The sequence below is a fragment of the Anaerofustis butyriciformans genome (assembly GCF_036289385.1).
Classification (GTDB): domain Bacteria; phylum Bacillota; class Clostridia; order Eubacteriales; family Anaerofustaceae; genus Anaerofustis; species Anaerofustis butyriciformans.
This window is the reverse complement of the sequence record NZ_JAYFFH010000008.1, coordinates 15,912-30,340: the sequence shown is the minus strand read 5'-3', so window position 1 is coordinate 30,340 and position 14,429 is coordinate 15,912. Positions and strand designations below refer to the sequence as shown.

Genomic DNA, 14,429 nt, shown 5'->3' with positions numbered 1-14,429 from the left:
TTATTCTCCTACTTTTCTTTCAATTAAAATTTTCTTACTTGTTCAAAATCCAATTCAACAGGTGTTTCTCTGCCAAACATAGATATATTAACTTTTAATTTTGCTTTATCGATATTTACTTCTTCGATAATACCGGTATAATTTTCAAAAGGTCCGGATAAAACTTCAATTTCATCTCCAACCTTAAGGTCTGTCGTCACTGTTTCTTTTTCAATTATGCCAAGATTTCTAAGTTCTTCTTCCGTTAAAGGTACTGGTTTTGACGCTGGTCCAACAAATCCTGTTACACCTCTGGTATTTCTTACGATATACCAAGCATCATCAGTCATGTACATTTTTACCAAAACATATCCGGGAAATACTTTCTTTTCAACAACTTTTCTTTCTCCGTTTTTTGTTTCTTCAACTTTATGCATAGGCACTACAACTTCTTCAATAACATCAGACATATTCCTACGAATAACTGCGGCTTCGATATTTTCTTTAACCTTGTTTTCGTATCCTGAATAAGTATGTGCTACATACCAAAGTGCTTTAGTGCTATCACTTTCAATTTGTTTAACATTTTCACTCATAATTTTTACCTACTACAAAAGACCTCTTAATAATCCTAAAACAGTATCTAAACCCCAAATAAATATTGTAAGTATTCCGCAAATAACAATTACAACAATTGTTTGCTTTATAAGTTCATCTTTAGTTGGCCATGTAACTTTTTTTAGTTCTACACTAACCCCTCTAAAAAATTCAGAGATACCTTTTATCCATCTTAAAAGAAAAAATTCTTTTTTCTTTGTGGCTTTAGCATTTTTCTTACTGTTTGCCATAACCATACTCCTTATTTTGTTTCCTTATGATTAGTATGTTTCTTGCAAAATCTACAATACTTTTTAAGTTCTAATCTCTCTTTTGGATTGTCTTTATTTTTCATTGTATTATAGTTTCTTTGTTTACACTCTTCACATGCAAGTGTTACTTTTACTCTCATTATTTACAACCTCCGCTGTATTACTTGGTGAAGCTTTATATCTACAGGACTTAATATAAAACTTCGATACAAATCACTCTCTATAATGGAGTCCACATCATTATCAAGAATAAATTTGCAACATTAAAAAAAGGCTTTTTTGCCTTTAGCAATCATAAGTATACCATAATAAGAAGAAAAATCAAGAGAAATAAAGGTTTTTTTTACTTTTTTTATACATAAATGAACAAAAAACTTTTGTAATTAAAAAATTACAAAAGTTAAAAATTTTAATTTATAAAAATAGGATCAACATGCACCATACAATGCTTTACTCCCTCAAATTCTTTTTCAATTGCTTCATGAACATTCATTGCTATTGCATGCCCGTCATATACTGATAACTTTCCGTCTACATAAATTATAATATCAACATATTTTTTACTTCCGAAAAGTCTCGTTTTTATATCCTTTATTGAATAAACCCCATCAATATTTTTTATAACTTCAACCATATCCTTAACAATATCTTCATCACAAGACTTATCTACCACTTTATCTACACAATCCTTACCTATTTCATAAGCAGCTTGAAAAATCATTAAACAAATTAAAATACATGCAATAGGGTCAAGTATTGTAAACCCTAACCTTGCTCCCAAAATACCGACAAAACTACCTATTGAGGATAAAGCATCAGACCTATGATGCCAAGCATCTGCTTTAAGTGCAGTAGAGCCTGTTTTTTCTCCTGCTCGCATTGTAACTCTAAACATCATTTCTTTTACAACCACAGATAAAACTGCTATATATAAAGCTATGCTTGAAGGAACGGCTATTGTACTGTGATTAATAATTTTTATTATTCCGTCATACCCAATACCAAAACCTATGACTGCTAGAAATGCCGATAAATACATCCCAACCACACATTCTATTCTTTCGTGTCCATATCTATGTTCAGTGTCTGATTCTTTACTTGAGGCATTTATCCCAATCATAACAGCAACAGTACTAAACACATCAGAAAGAGAGTGTATACCGTCAGAAATAAGGGCAGATGATTTCCCAAAGAATCCAACTGCAACCTTGATTATAGATAAAAATATATTTACTATCATACTCCAAAGAGATACCTTCATTGCAAGTTGCTTATCCGTTAAATTGTTTTTCATGATGATAACCTCCAAATAAAAAATATATCCATGAAACCCACAGATATATCAAACTGTTGCATAAAGCCCGGCACTACGCCTGTTAAATAGGATATTAATTTATTAGTCGAATTTTACTACATATTTTATTATATGTCAATATTACTTTTTTTGTAATAAAAAAAGATTGTCCGAAAACAATCTTTTTTATTTTTAATTAATTTTATTCATTAAAAGGTTTCAAAACTACTTTTATTGCTTCCCCTGTTTTAATTGCTTTAATACCTTCTTTAATATCTTTTAAAGGCATAATATGAGTTACAAATTGTGTAGCATCAATTTTCTTATTAACGATTAATTCAACAGCTTTTGCAAATACTTCTGGAGCATAAGCAAATCCGCCTACTACATTAAGTTCTTTATAATGAATTAAGTTACTGTCGAAAAGAACTTTACAATTATCTTTTGGAAGACCTCCAAATAGAACTACAGTACCTCTTGGTTTAACAAGATGAGTTGCTTGTTCTTGAGCAGATCCAACAGGGCATGCAACGATAACAACATCAGCTCCGTGACCGTCTGTTTCTCTCATTACGCAATCTTCCAAAGTTTCTTTATTTGGATTATTAAATACATCCGTAGTTTTAAATCTATGAGCCATTTCAAGTCTTGATTCATTTGGTTCAGAAATAATTACTTTTCTTGCTCCTCTTGCTTTTGCAATAGCACTATGTAGATTTCCAAGAGGACCGGCGCCCATAATTACAACATCGTCCCCTTCTTTTACTCTTGCAAATTCTTGTACAGAATAAACACTTGATGTTGTTTCTGCAAGAGGAATTAAATCAACATTAAAATCACTAGGTATTTTAACTATTGTATCATCAGTACAACATTCTTCTGGTAAAGCTGTATATTGTGCATATCCTCCAGGTAAATTTGTACCAAGTGTTATTTTATTTTCACAATGATTTTTTAGTCCATGTGTACAGAAATAACAAGTACCACATAATCCAACAAGTGGATTAATAACAATTTTTTCTCCAACAGGATAATTTTCGTTATCACTTTCACAAATAACTCCTGCTGCCTCATGTCCTAAAATATAAGGAGGTGTAACCGCAAAGTGTCCTGAACTAAAAGTTCTAACATCAGAACCACAAAGTCCTACTGCTTCAACTTTTATTAAAACTCCTCCTTTTGGACATTTCGGTGTTTCAACTTCTTCTAGGCCAAAATCTTCCGGACCTCTAAATACAACTGCTTTCATAATTAAAATCTCCTTTAAAAATTCATAACGATGTATTTACAATTATATTATAAAACATTATTATCTTTTTTTCAATAATATATTTGAATATTTTTACTAAATAAAGCATAAAAACCTTTTAAATAAATAAAGATAATGATAAAATAAAACATAAGGAGGTTATCTTTATGAATAATATAAATACTATAAAAGAATTATTAAAAAGAGAAGTCGATGCAGTTAACAATTTAGAAAAAAGTTTAAATTTTGAAATAGTTGAAAAAGCAAGTAATAAAATTGCAAATTGTAAGGGGAATATCATATTTGCAGGATGCGGATCTTCCAGTACAGCAGCATTTAGGGCAGCAAATATATATAATTTTTTATATATTCCTTCAATTGCAATAAACGTAATGAATGGACTTCACGGAGAATATGGAGTAATAAGAGAGAATGATATATTTGTACCTATTTCCAAAAGCGGCAATACAAAAGAACTTATGCATTCCATTCCAATAGCTAAAAAACTTGGAGCATATATAATAGCAATAACAGAAAACAAGGATTCTTATTTAGCTAAAAATTCAGATATTTGCATAACTTTTGATTCTTTAAAAGAACTTGACGACAAAGAAATGGTTGCAACATCATCAACTACCTGCACAAGCATAGTTCTTGATATAATAGGTGCAACTGTTATGAAAATAAATAATATAACAGATAAAGATTTTAAATTAATCCATCCTTACGGAGCCGTTGGAGAAATGCTAAAAGACAAATAAAAAAAGAGAGCAAAGCTCTCTTTTTTATAATCCTAAAATTTCATTAATTAATTGATTTACAATACCAGGATTAGCTTTTCCTTTTGTTTGTCTCATAACTTGACCAACCACAAAACCTGCAGCTTTTTTCTTTCCACCTTTCAAGTCTTCAACAACTTGAGGATTATCATTTAGAATTTTTTCAACGATAACTTTGATTTCTCCTGTATCGTTCATTTGTTTTAAGCCTTTTTCTTCAACTATTACTTCAGCATCTTTACCGCTTTCAAACATTTCATTTAAAACTTTTTTAGCAGTAGATAAGTTTATATCTCCTTTATCAACAAGGTTTATAAGTTTAGCAAGATTTGCCGGAGTAAATTTAATATCAACAAATTCTAATTCATTGCTATTTAAGTATGCTGAAATATCTCCCATTAAGAAGTTTGCAACAGATTTAATGTTTTTAGTATCCTTTATTGCTTCTTCAAAGAAATTACTTATTTCACTTGAACCTGCTAAGAAGTTTGCATCATATTCACTTAAAGAATATTCTTCCATAAATCTTTCTTTCTTTGCTTGAGGAAGTTCAGGCATTTGAGCTTTATATTCTGCAATTTCTTCATCTGTTAAAATAATAGGAACTAAGTCAGGGTCAGGGAAATAACGATAATCATGAGCATCTTCTTTGCTTCTCATAGAGAATGATTTTCCTTTTTCATCATCCCATTTCCTTGTTTCTTGTACTATTTCTTCACCTTTTTCAACGGCTCTAACTTGTCTTTTATATTCATATTCTATAGCTCTTTTTAATGATCTAAAAGAGTTAAGATTTTTCATTTCTGTTCTTGTACCAAACTCACTTGAACCTTCTGGCATAACAGATAAGTTTACATCAAAACGAAGAGAACCTTCTTGCATTTTACAGTCAGAAACTCCTACAGTTAAAAGATTGTTTCTTACTGTTTCAGCAAATAATAACGCTTCTTCCGCCGTTCTGATATCAGGTTCTGTTACAATTTCAATTAAAGGAACCCCACATCTATTATTATCAAGCAATGTTTGATAATCTTCATGAATAAGCTTTCCGGCATCTTCTTCAATATGAATTCTTGTTATATTTATTCTTTTCTTTTCTCCGCTTTCCTTAGTTATATCAAGATATCCTCCAAGACAAATAGGTTCATCATATTGAGATATTTGATATGCTTTTGGAAGGTCAGGATAAAAGTAATTTTTTCTATCTAATTTTGAAAAGTTTTGAATATTACAGTTTAAAGATAAACCTGCTTTTACAGCATATTCAACAACCTTTTTATTAAGTACGGGAAGAGTTCCAGGCATCCCCATACATCTTTCACATACATGAGCATTTTCTTCGGCACCAAATTCTGTTGGGCAAGAACAGAAAATTTTACTTTTTGTACCTAATTCACAATGAATTTCAAGCCCTATTACCATAGTATAATTTTTCATTTCTTACCTCCTATAAACTTGGTTTATTTTTATGAAAATCAGTTACTTGTTGATAATTATATCCGGCTTTTATAATATTACCTTCTCCAAATGCTTTTGATGCAATTTGAAGTCCTATTGGCATACCATTTTTCGAAAATCCACATGGAATACTTGCAGCAGGTATTCCTGCAAGATTAGCAGTAACCGTAAATATATCATCAAGATACATCTTTGTTTGATCAGTACTTTTTTCACCTATTTTAAATGCTTCGCTTGTTGTTGTAGGAGTAAGAACTATATCACATTGTTTAAATATTTCATCATATTGTTCTTTAATAATTCTTCTAACTTTTAAAGCCTTATTATAATACATATCATAATATCCGGCAGAAAGAGCATATGTTCCAAGAAGAATTCTTTTTTTAACTTCTTCACCAAAACCTTTTGTTCTTGAATTTATTATAATATCTTCAAGTGTTTCCCCTTCTTCTCTAACTCCGTATCTTATTCCGTCAAATCTTGAAAGATTTGAAGATGCTTCAGAAGAAGAAATTAAATAATATACAGGAATTGCATAATCAAAACAGTCAAAAGAAATATCCACTATTTCTGCACCCATTTCTTTAAATGTTTCAATTGCATTTTTTATATTATCACAAACATCTTTATCAATTTTACTTTCATCTAAAAGACTATAATCAACGCCCACTTTCATTCCTTTTATATCATCAGTTAAGAATGAAGTATAATCAGGAACATCAACTTTCATGCTTGTAGAATCATTTTCATCATACCCTGCAATTACATTAAGCACACTTGCTACATCTTTCATATCTTTACCAAAAGGTCCTATTTGATCAAGAGAAGAAGCAAAAGCAACAAGTCCATATCTTGAAACTCTACCATAAGTAGGTTTTAAACCTGTTACCCCACAAAAAGCAGCAGGAGTTCTTATTGACCCACCTGTATCAGACCCAAGAGTAAAAGCAGCTTGTGATGCACTTACGCTAACAGCACTTGCACCAGAAGATCCACCAGGAACTCTTGATGTATCCCAAGGATTTTTTACTGTGTGATAAGCAGAGTTTTCATTTGATGAACCCATTGCAAATTCATCCATATCAACTTTACCAAGAAGTAATGCACCACTGTTTTGAAGCTTTTTATATACAGTAGCACTATAAGGAGGCACAAAGTTTTCAAGTAACTTAGACGAACAAGTAGTTCTTACATCTTTTGTACACATATTATCTTTAAGGGCATAAGGTATCCCATCAAGAAAACTTAAAGGCTCTCCTTTTAAAATTCTTTCTTCGCTTTTTTCTGCATCTTTTTTAGCAACCTCAAATGTTTTAGTTAAAAAAGCATTTAATTTATCATCAGTATCTTCTATTCTTTTTATATAACTATCAAGAACTTCTTTTACACTGACTTCTTTTTTATCTAGCATATCTCTTAATTGATATACGGTTTTTTCATATAAAGCCATGTTTCTTCCTCCATGTTTTATTTACACATTTTTCTTAATATTTTAACAATTCCATTAATTGTTTTATTATACATTTTTTTCCTGCTTTTTGCAATGTTAATCCCCTATAAATACCCAATATGAAATAAAAAAAGAGGCATACGCCTCTTTTAACCTCTGTTATTTTATTTATTCATTATCTTCTTTAGATTCTTCATCTTTTTCTTCTGTAACTTCTTCATCTGTAGATTCGCTGTCTTCAGTTGATTCTTCATTATTTTCTACAACATCTTCTTGTTCATCAACTTTATCTACAGCTTCTTCTTCCTCTACAACATCTTCTTTTGACTCTTCTTGTTCTTCTATATTTTCTGAAACTTCGCTATCTTCTTTTTTGTCAGATGTATCAACTTCTTCAACAGTTTCTTCTTCAACAACTGATTCATAAACAATATTTCCTTCTGAATTTTGTTCTTCAGTTTCTTCTATTTTAACTGTTTGTGAATTATTTTCTAAAATTCTATATACTCCCAAAAGAACAAAACCTATACCACCTATAGTACATAATGGTTCAATTACATATGGAAGGAATTGTGCAGGGAATAAATATTTTAATACTTCGCCCATTTCAAATCCTTGAGAAGTATATGATGATACGGTAGAAATAAAAGAATATATTCCCATAATTGCATCAAAAATTGCAACTACAAAAAATATAACAGAGAAAATTTTAAAAATACTATTTTTGTTTTGTCTTTCCTTCATAAATAAACTCTCTTTCTATAATAATTTCATAAACATCAATATTGTATCAATATTTCATGTAGAAAAAAAGAGTAAATAAAAAAAACACAAAACTTTCATAAATTATTCACCGCATATTATTAAAATTATTAAATTATTTATATAAAAAAATCATTTACTTATAAAGTATAACTTAATTAATCATTTTCTACATATTTTTTATTTCATTTTCTATATTTCTCCAAATATCTTCCATATAAGAATTTTTTTAAATATTCTTATCTTGTTATTTCATCCTTGCCATATAAAATTTCTAAATAATCACCTATTAAATCAAGCTTATCTTCTAAATCTTTTATATCATCTTTTAATTTAGCATATTCATTTTTATCAGTTACATTAAATTTATTTTTTTATTTTTCTATTTCATTCTTTAAAATATCAATTTGATTTATATTTTCCATTCTTTCTTTGTCGTTATAACTTTTTATTAAAAAATACTATTATTCATATCGTTATTGATATTTAATAAAGCTAATGAACAAATAAACAAACAAATTAAATAAAATACTTTTTTAACTTCGTTTAATCTCATTAAATATTTTTAGCAAAAATGATATTTTTATTCAAAAAAAGAGAGGTTTCCCTCTCTTAATTAATCGTCTACACCAAAAATAAGTTCAATTTTATCTTCATAATTATCTAACTTATTATCCATAATATCAAGTTTCTTTTCAAAATTTCGATAATCACTTTGACTTAAAGAACCACTTTTATACATCATTTCCAAATCATCATCCAAAATATCGATTTTATTTTCAACTTCTTTTATTTTAGAAGAAATATTTGAATATTCATCAATATTTTTTTGTCTGCTGCTTCCTGCTTTTGCATTGTTAACAACACTGTCTAATTCATTTACTTCATTTTCATAAGAAGAAATAGTTTTATTTATTTCATCCAAATCTACACTAGATTTTGTATTACTACTTCCTTCATTATTTGTTGTAGAATTTGAAACTGATGAATTAGAATTTTGAGCATCATTTCCTAAGTTTATATTTATACTGCATCCTGCAAATAATGCCAAAGAAACACTCATTACTAAAACCAATAAACCCCTTTTTTTCATTTTACCCCTCCTTAATTTTAATAAAGTGGAAATCTGTCAGTTAAGTTTTTTACTCCTTCTCTGATATAATCAGCTTTATTATCAAAATCAGTAGCTGCTAAATAAATAAATTCTGCTATTTCCTTCATCTCATTTTCTTTAAATCCTCTTGATGTAACAGCAGGTGTACCTATTCTAACACCACTTGTAACAAAAGGACTTTCAGGATCATTAGGAATTGTATTTTTATTAACAGTTATATAAACATCGTCAAGTCTATTTTGAAGTTCTTTACCTGTAACATTAACCTTTCTTAAATCAGCAAGCATTAAATGATTATCTGTTCCTCCAGAAACCAAATCAATACCTCTATTCATAAGTTCGTCAGCTAAAACAGATGCATTTTTTACCACTTGTTTTGCATATTCTTTAAATTCTGGTTTTAAAGCTTCTCCAAAACAAATAGCTTTTGAAGCTATTACATGCATCAATGGACCACCTTGAGTACCTGGGAAAATTGCCTTATTTAGTTTTTTAATAAGTTCATCGTCATTTGTTAAAATAACACCGCCTCTTGGACCTCTTAATGTCTTATGTGTAGTTGTTGTTACTACATGAGCATATTCTACAGGATTCATGTGACATCCACCTGCAACAAGTCCTGCAATATGAGCCATATCTACAAATAAATAAGCTCCTACTTCATCAGCTATTTCTCTAAACAAATCAAATCTAATTTCTCTTGGGTAAGCACTTGCACCTGCAATAATCATTTTAGGTTTTACTTTTTTTGCAATGTCCCTTACTTCGTCATAATCAATCATATGAGTTTCGTCATTTACTCCATATGAAACCATATTATAAAGAAGACCTGATTGATTAACAGGTGAACCATGAGTTAAATGTCCACCATTATCAAGACTCATACCCATAACAGTATCACCAACATTACATAAAGCTTGATAAACTGCCATATTAGCTTGAGCTCCTGAATGAGGTTGAACATTTGCATATTTTGCACCAAAAAGCTTACATACTCTTTCTATTGCAATTTCTTCAGTTTTATCTACACATTCACATCCTCCGTAATATCTTTTACCAGGATATCCCTCTGCATACTTGTTTGTAAGAACAGTTCCCATTGCAGCCATAACCGCAGGAGAAACTACATTTTCAGAAGCAATAAGTTCTATATTTCTACATTGTCTTTGATATTCTTCAAAAATACTTCCGCCTACTTCTTTGTCATATTCCATTAAATCTTTTATGTTTTTTTCTACATTCATTAAATCCATCCTCCTAAAGTATGTAATTTTAATTTTACTAAATTTATTGAATTTTGCAAATACTTTTTAAGCAATAATAATATATATAGACTTTAAATTTTATTTTAATAAAATTATATTAAAAAATGCGCAATATATTTTAAAAAATATATATTACAGTTTAATAACTTAATATACATAAAAAACACTTTGAAAAAAAGTGTTTTAAATTATATCTATAATATCTCTTGCGCCACCCGTAATGCATTCTCCGCCTTCTTTACCGACAATAAAAGTTTCTTCAACACCAACAATACCTCTATTATCAACGCCGCATTTTGGCTCAACTGCCAAAACCATATTTTCTTCTAAAGGTTCATTAAATCCATTTGCAATAACAGGATATCCGTCTAAAAACATTCCAACACCATGCCCTAAGAAAGAAACTTTTCTATCTTTATACCCCATAAAATTTTGTTTTAATTCATTTGAAATATTATTCATTATTTCATTATAAATTTCACTTGGCTTATTTCCCGGTTTTAAAAGAAAAGAAACCTTTTTTAAAATTTCCATACATTCATGATGAAGTTCTCTTTCTTTATTTGTTACTTTACCTTTAAAATTATAAACTTGTGTTTTATCTGTTTGATATCCTTCAAACATAGGAGAAGTATCTACAAAAACCAAATCTCCTTTTTTTAAGGTATAATCTCCTCCTACAATAGGAATAATAGCATTTAATCCTTGCATTCCGCCAGGTCCATCATGATTTGTATTAGCAAGGGCATTTTTACCAAAACTAAACTGCCCCAAAGCAACCTCATTATAAGGCTCTTTAAATCTTACAACACCTTGTGAACCAAGTTTAATTTTTTCATTATATAATATTCCTTGAAATTCTTTTTCTTTCAAACCTTCTTTTAAAATATTAGGAACAACTTCGTTAAATGCTTTAGAATGAATCTGTCCACATTTTCTAATAAGATTAAGTTCATATTCGCTTTTTACGCTTAATAATTTATCAAGAATTCTATCCACATCAAAAATATTATTCATATTTAAATATTTTTTTATTCTATTTAATACAAGCATTGTCATTTGTGACATTTCTATATATACATCTGATAATTCATTACCAATATATTTTACAATATCCTTGTAAGATCTAATTTTATATACGTCATCAATAGTTGCTTCTGCTTTTGCTCTATCATAGTCTCTTCTAATAAACAAATATGGCTTTCTTGTTTTGTTATTAAAAATTAAAAGAGCATCCTGCATTGTACCGGTAAAGTAATATTGATGGATTCTATTTATAATAATAACATTATCCCATTTACCATTTTCATCCATCATATTTAAAAATTTTTCTATTCTATTTTTGCTTTCTTCTTTTGGAAGTAAATTATACATAATATACCTATCTTTCTATATTTTTTATTACCCAAATTTTTCTATATTATAACTTTAATATTTATTTAATGCAAACAATAAAATTAATATAAATATTTCTATTAACATAGTATAAAACAGTTAACAAAAAAGGACTTAAAAGTCCTTTTTATAATTTTATTGAAAGAGGTTCTACCGCCCTTTGTAAAATACCATTTAAGTATGCAAGAAGAATTCCATAATTTACGATTTCCAAACCTTGATTATTTGTATAGCTAATTCTATGTTTCATTTCTTTTTCATTTAACATACATCCACCACAGTGAACAACAAGAGCATATTTATCAAGATTTTTTGGAAATTCTATTCCACTTGAAAATTCAAATTTTAAATCTTTATTTGTAAATTTCTTTAACAATTTAGGTATCTTCTCACTTCCGATATCTCCACATTGTCTATGATGAGTACAACCTTCACTTATTAAAATAATATCTCCGTCTTTAAGCTCTTTTACTTTTCTTACTCCTCTTAGTAATATGTCAATTTCACCTTTATATCTTGCAAATAATATAGAAAAAGACGTAAGAGGAATATCTTTCGGAGTATCTAAACTTACTCTTTTAAATGCTTGTGAATCTGTAATAACAAGTTTAGGTTTTTCTTTCATTAAAGAAATAGTATCCTTTAGCTCATCTTCTTTACACATTATAGCAACAGCACCTTTATCCAAAATATCTCTTATTGTTTGTTGTTGAGGAAGTATTAATCTTCCTTTTGGTGCAGCTTTATCAATAGGAATAACTAAAATAACTTTATCTGACGGATTGATTAAATCAGACACAATAACTTTTTCATTCTCTTTAGGAACTATTTTACCTATAAGTTCTTTTAATTCATTAATATTTTCTTTGGTTATAGCGCTTACATAAATATAATTTTCATCTTCTATCTTGGTTTCAATCAAATCAGATTTATTCATTACAACCAAATATGGAATATTTTTATCTTTTATCAAAGAAAGAATTTCTTTATCTTCACTGCTTAGTCCTAAAGAACTATCTACAATAAGAAGTGCTATATCTGTTTTGTTTAGCACTTGATATGCCTTTTCAATACGCTTCTTTCCTAGCATCCCTTCATCGTCAAGTCCAGGTGTATCAATTATTGTTACCGGACCTAATGGTAGTAGCTCCATTGATTTACTGACAGGATCAGTTGTTGTTCCTTTAACATCAGAAACTATTGCAAGCTCTTGTCCTGTTATTGCATTTATTATGCTGGATTTACCTGCATTTCTTCTTCCAAATATGCCTATATGAATTCTATTTGCATTTGGAGTTTCGTTAAGTCCCATTTTCTCTCCTATACTCTAAAGTCTCTTTGTCCTTTTTTAATATTTTCCAAGTTTCTCTCAACAACTTCTCTCATTTTGTCACTTGGAATTTTTTTAATTTCTTTTTCAATCAATTTATAACCATCTTCTCTTGTCTTTTCACTTGCATAATCTTCTAAATATTCAGCAAGTGTCATAATTGCGTTAGGTTGACAGCAATTTGCAATTTGTTTACTTTTTACAAGTTGCATAAATCTATCCCCTGTTCTTCCTTCTCTGTAACAAGCAGTACAGAAACTTGGGATATAATCCATTCCTATAAGCCAATCTACAACTTCATCAAGAGGTCTATTATCACTAAGTTCAAATTGTGCTGAATTTTCTTCTTCAGGTTCATCATCTGCATATCCGCCTACACTTGTTTTACTTCCACCACTTATTTGAGAAATACCAAGATTCAATACTTTTTCTCTACATTCTTTACTTTCTCTTGTTGAAATAATCATTCCTGTATAAGGAACAGCAATTCTAAGACAAGCTACAATTTTAGCAAATACATCATCATCAATTCCATTATCAAAATCATCAGGGTCAATATCATCTGCTCTTCTAAGTCTTGGAACAGAAATAGTATGAGGTCCTACCCCTTTATATGCTTCAAGATGTTCTGCATGCATAAGTATACCCGCAAAATCATATCTGTATAAGTTAAGTCCGAATAAAACACCAATACCTACATCATCAATTCCTCCATCCATTGCCCTATCCATTGCTTCCGTATGATAAGCATAATTATGCTTTGGACCTGTAGGATGAAGTTGTTCATATGCTTCTTTGTTATATGTTTCTTGGAACAATATATATGTTCCTATTCCGGCTTCTTTTAATTTTCTGTAGTTTTCAACGGTTGTTGCAGCAATATTTACGTTAACTCTTCTTATTGAACCGTTTTTGTGTTTTATTGAATATATTGTTTTTATGCTTTCAAGTATGTATTCGATAGGATTATTTACAGGATCTTCTCCTGATTCTATGGCAAGTCTTTTATGTCCTAAATCTTGAAGAGCTATAACTTCTTTTTTTATTTCTTCTTGTGTTAGTTTTTTTCTACATATATGTTTATTCTTATAATGATAAGGACAATATGTACAGCCATTTACACAGTAATTTGACAAATATAAAGGTGCAAAAGTAACAATTCTGTTACCATAAAATTCTTCTTTTATTTCCTTTGCAAGTTTAAATATTTCTTCATTTTTTTCTTCAATATCGCAATCAAGTAAAACAGTAGCTTCTCTATGACTAAGTCCTTTTTTCTTTCTTGCTTTTTCTAAAATTTCATCGATTAACTTTTCGTTATGTTTATTTTCATCAGCATATTTTAAAGTTTCCATAATTTCATTATCATTTATGAATTCTTCTGCTTTTGGTGACATAACATCATATTTTATACCCATAACATTTCTCCTTTTCATAAAATGTTTTATATCAATAATAATTTAACTACATAAATTATTTATTTTA

The 14,429-nt window shown here is 29.1% G+C and carries 14 protein-coding genes; 1 reads left to right on the top strand and 13 read right to left on the bottom strand.

Going from position 1 to position 14,429, the window contains the following annotated elements:
• Positions 1-23: 23 nt before the first annotated feature.
• The 5 genes from nusG to V2W16_RS09720 all read right to left on the bottom strand — a co-directional run bounded on the left by nusG (position 24) and on the right by V2W16_RS09720 (position 3,391).
• Positions 24-575, bottom strand: coding sequence for a transcription termination/antitermination protein NusG (gene nusG / locus V2W16_RS09740; protein ID WP_138269421.1), 552 nt, complete (start codon positions 573-575; stop codon positions 24-26).
• A gap of 12 nt (positions 576-587) precedes the next feature.
• A complete protein-coding gene (gene secE, locus V2W16_RS09735; protein WP_329385183.1) occupies positions 588-827 on the bottom strand; it encodes a preprotein translocase subunit SecE in 240 nt (79 codons plus the stop codon).
• Between the two features lie 11 nt (positions 828-838).
• Positions 839-988: a 50S ribosomal protein L33 gene (gene rpmG / locus V2W16_RS09730; protein ID WP_007049596.1), complete on the bottom strand. Its 150-nt coding sequence runs from the start codon at positions 986-988 to the stop codon at positions 839-841.
• Between the two features lie 269 nt (positions 989-1,257).
• On the bottom strand, positions 1,258-2,142 hold the full coding sequence (locus V2W16_RS09725) for a cation diffusion facilitator family transporter (RefSeq protein WP_329385175.1): 885 nt from the start codon (positions 2,140-2,142) through the stop codon (positions 1,258-1,260).
• Positions 2,143-2,344: 202 nt separating this feature from the next.
• On the bottom strand, positions 2,345-3,391 hold the full coding sequence (locus V2W16_RS09720; protein WP_253229957.1) for an alcohol dehydrogenase catalytic domain-containing protein: 1,047 nt from the start codon (positions 3,389-3,391) through the stop codon (positions 2,345-2,347).
• Between the two features lie 167 nt (positions 3,392-3,558).
• Between V2W16_RS09720 and V2W16_RS09715 the strand changes: the two genes are divergently transcribed.
• Complete coding sequence (locus tag V2W16_RS09715; RefSeq protein WP_329385169.1) at positions 3,559-4,152, top strand: SIS domain-containing protein; 594 nt, start codon at positions 3,559-3,561, stop codon at positions 4,150-4,152.
• Positions 4,153-4,176: 24 nt separating this feature from the next.
• On the opposite strand, the gene gatB is transcribed toward V2W16_RS09715, so the two are convergent.
• The 8 genes from gatB to hydG all read right to left on the bottom strand — a co-directional run bounded on the left by gatB (position 4,177) and on the right by hydG (position 14,362).
• Positions 4,177-5,607, bottom strand: coding sequence for an Asp-tRNA(Asn)/Glu-tRNA(Gln) amidotransferase subunit GatB (gene gatB / locus V2W16_RS09710; protein ID WP_329385166.1), 1,431 nt, complete (start codon positions 5,605-5,607; stop codon positions 4,177-4,179).
• Between the two features lie 10 nt (positions 5,608-5,617).
• The gene (gene gatA, locus V2W16_RS09705) at positions 5,618-7,078 is read right to left on the bottom strand and encodes an Asp-tRNA(Asn)/Glu-tRNA(Gln) amidotransferase subunit GatA (protein ID WP_329385163.1); all 1,461 of its coding nucleotides are present in this window, start codon (positions 7,076-7,078) and stop codon (positions 5,618-5,620) included.
• 168 nt (positions 7,079-7,246) lie between these two features.
• Entirely contained in the window at positions 7,247-7,822 is a 576-nt protein-coding gene (locus tag V2W16_RS09700) for a hypothetical protein (protein ID WP_329385160.1), read from the bottom strand.
• A gap of 634 nt (positions 7,823-8,456) precedes the next feature.
• Positions 8,457-8,933 carry a hypothetical protein gene (locus V2W16_RS09695; RefSeq protein ID WP_329385156.1) on the bottom strand — a complete coding sequence of 159 codons (477 nt, stop codon included), beginning with the start codon at positions 8,931-8,933 and terminating at the stop codon, positions 8,457-8,459.
• A gap of 17 nt (positions 8,934-8,950) precedes the next feature.
• A complete protein-coding gene (gene glyA / locus V2W16_RS09690) occupies positions 8,951-10,198 on the bottom strand; it encodes a serine hydroxymethyltransferase (protein ID WP_329385152.1) in 1,248 nt (415 codons plus the stop codon).
• Positions 10,199-10,402: 204 nt separating this feature from the next.
• Positions 10,403-11,593, bottom strand: a complete 1,191-nt coding sequence (locus V2W16_RS09685; RefSeq protein ID WP_329385149.1) for a M24 family metallopeptidase — start codon at positions 11,591-11,593, stop codon at positions 10,403-10,405.
• Between the two features lie 148 nt (positions 11,594-11,741).
• On the bottom strand, positions 11,742-12,926 hold the full coding sequence (gene hydF / locus V2W16_RS09680) for a [FeFe] hydrogenase H-cluster maturation GTPase HydF (RefSeq protein ID WP_329385146.1): 1,185 nt from the start codon (positions 12,924-12,926) through the stop codon (positions 11,742-11,744).
• An 8-nt stretch (positions 12,927-12,934) separates the two neighbouring features.
• Positions 12,935-14,362: a [FeFe] hydrogenase H-cluster radical SAM maturase HydG gene (hydG, locus tag V2W16_RS09675; RefSeq protein WP_329385143.1), complete on the bottom strand. Its 1,428-nt coding sequence runs from the start codon at positions 14,360-14,362 to the stop codon at positions 12,935-12,937.
• Positions 14,363-14,429 lie beyond the last annotated feature (67 nt).

Coding starts and splice junctions, on each gene's coding strand:
- nusG (WP_138269421.1), bottom strand. CDS start 575: ATGAGTGAAAATGTTAAACAAATTGAAAGTGATAGCACTAAAGCACTT.
- secE (WP_329385183.1), bottom strand. CDS start 827: ATGGCAAACAGTAAGAAAAATGCTAAAGCCACAAAGAAAAAAGAATTT.
- rpmG (WP_007049596.1), bottom strand. CDS start 988: ATGAGAGTAAAAGTAACACTTGCATGTGAAGAGTGTAAACAAAGAAAC.
- V2W16_RS09725 (WP_329385175.1), bottom strand. CDS start 2,142: ATGAAAAACAATTTAACGGATAAGCAACTTGCAATGAAGGTATCTCTT.
- V2W16_RS09720 (WP_253229957.1), bottom strand. CDS start 3,391: ATGAAAGCAGTTGTATTTAGAGGTCCGGAAGATTTTGGCCTAGAAGAA.
- V2W16_RS09715 (WP_329385169.1), top strand. CDS start 3,559: ATGAATAATATAAATACTATAAAAGAATTATTAAAAAGAGAAGTCGAT.
- gatB (WP_329385166.1), bottom strand. CDS start 5,607: ATGAAAAATTATACTATGGTAATAGGGCTTGAAATTCATTGTGAATTA.
- gatA (WP_329385163.1), bottom strand. CDS start 7,078: ATGGCTTTATATGAAAAAACCGTATATCAATTAAGAGATATGCTAGAT.
- V2W16_RS09700 (WP_329385160.1), bottom strand. CDS start 7,822: ATGAAGGAAAGACAAAACAAAAATAGTATTTTTAAAATTTTCTCTGTT.
- V2W16_RS09695 (WP_329385156.1), bottom strand. CDS start 8,933: ATGAAAAAAAGGGGTTTATTGGTTTTAGTAATGAGTGTTTCTTTGGCA.
- glyA (WP_329385152.1), bottom strand. CDS start 10,198: ATGAATGTAGAAAAAAACATAAAAGATTTAATGGAATATGACAAAGAA.
- V2W16_RS09685 (WP_329385149.1), bottom strand. CDS start 11,593: ATGTATAATTTACTTCCAAAAGAAGAAAGCAAAAATAGAATAGAAAAA.
- hydF (WP_329385146.1), bottom strand. CDS start 12,926: ATGGGACTTAACGAAACTCCAAATGCAAATAGAATTCATATAGGCATA.
- hydG (WP_329385143.1), bottom strand. CDS start 14,362: ATGGGTATAAAATATGATGTTATGTCACCAAAAGCAGAAGAATTCATA.